Genomic DNA, 1,394 nt, shown 5'->3' on the forward strand with positions numbered 1-1,394 from the left:
CGCGGCGTCGGCATGGACGTGGTGCGCACCAATATCGACCAGATCGGCGGCACCATCGACATCAAGTCGGTCGCCGGTGAAGGCTCCTCCGTTACCATCAAGATCCCGCTGACGCTCGCCATCGTCTCCGCGCTGATCGTGGAAGCCGCCGGCGACCGCTTTGCGATCCCGCAGCTCTCCGTGGTCGAGCTGGTGCGGGCCCGCGCCAACTCGGAGCACCGCATCGAGCGCATCAAGGACACCGCGGTTCTCAGGCTGCGCAACAAGCTGCTGCCGCTGATCCATCTCAAGAAGCTGCTCAAGATCGACGACGGCGCCGTCTCCGATCCCGAGAACGGCTTCATCGTGGTGACGCAGGTCGGCAGCCAGACCTTCGGCATCGTCGTCGACGGCGTGTTCCACACCGAAGAAATCGTGGTCAAGCCGATGTCGACGAAGCTGCGCCACATCGACATGTTCTCGGGCAATACCATCCTGGGCGACGGCGCGGTCATCATGATCATCGACCCCAACGGCATTGCCAAGGCGCTCGGCGCCGCCGGCTCCTCGGCCCATGACATGAACAACGAGAACGGGACGCACAGCATCGGATCGGGCGAGCAGACCACCTCGCTGCTGGTGTTCCGCGCCGGCTCGTCCCAGCCCAAGGCGGTCCCGCTCGGGCTCGTCACGCGCCTGGAAGAGCTCCCGGCCGACAAGATCGAGTTCTCGAACGGCCGCTACATGGTGCAGTACCGCGAGCAGCTGATGCCGCTCGTTGCCATGGAGAGCGTCACCATCGCGAGCCAGGGCGCCCAGCCGATCCTGGTGTTCTCCGACGACGGCCGCTCCATGGGCCTCGTCGTCGACGAGATCATCGACATCGTCGAGGAACGGCTCAACATCGAGGTCGGCGGATCCTCCTCCGGCATTCTCGGCTCGGCCGTGATCAAGGGCCAGGCCACCGAAGTGATCGACGTCGGCCACTTCCTGCCGATGGCGTTCTCCGACTGGTTCACCCGCAAGGAGATGAAGCCGTCGCTGCACTCGCAATCGGTGCTGCTGGTCGACGATTCGGCGTTCTTCCGCAACATGCTGGCCCCGGTGCTCAAGGCCGCCGGCTACCGCGTCCGCACCGCGCCGACCGCGCAGGAGGGCCTGGCGGCGCTGCGCGCGCAGAGCTTCGACGTGGTCCTGACCGACATCGAGATGCCCGACATGAACGGGTTCGAGTTTGCCGAGACCATTCGCTCCGACAGCAATCTGGGCGCGATGCCGATCATCGGGCTCTCCGCGCTGGTGTCGCCGGCGGCGATCGAGCGCGGCCGCCAGGCCGGCTTCCACGACTATGTCGCCAAGTTCGACCGTCCCGGTCTGATCGCGGCGCTGAAGGAACAGACCGCGGGCGCCGCCGG

Annotated in this window: 1 protein-coding gene; it reads left to right on the forward strand. The window is 66.2% G+C overall.

Annotated elements, in window-relative coordinates:
- On the forward strand, window positions 1–1,394 hold a 1,394-nt coding region (locus tag IVB13_RS16805), incomplete at both ends, for a chemotaxis protein CheW (protein ID WP_247489722.1).

Origin of the sequence: Bradyrhizobium sp. 17, from assembly GCF_023073515.1 — a bacterium.
GTDB lineage: Bacteria > Pseudomonadota > Alphaproteobacteria > Rhizobiales > Xanthobacteraceae > Bradyrhizobium > Bradyrhizobium canariense_D.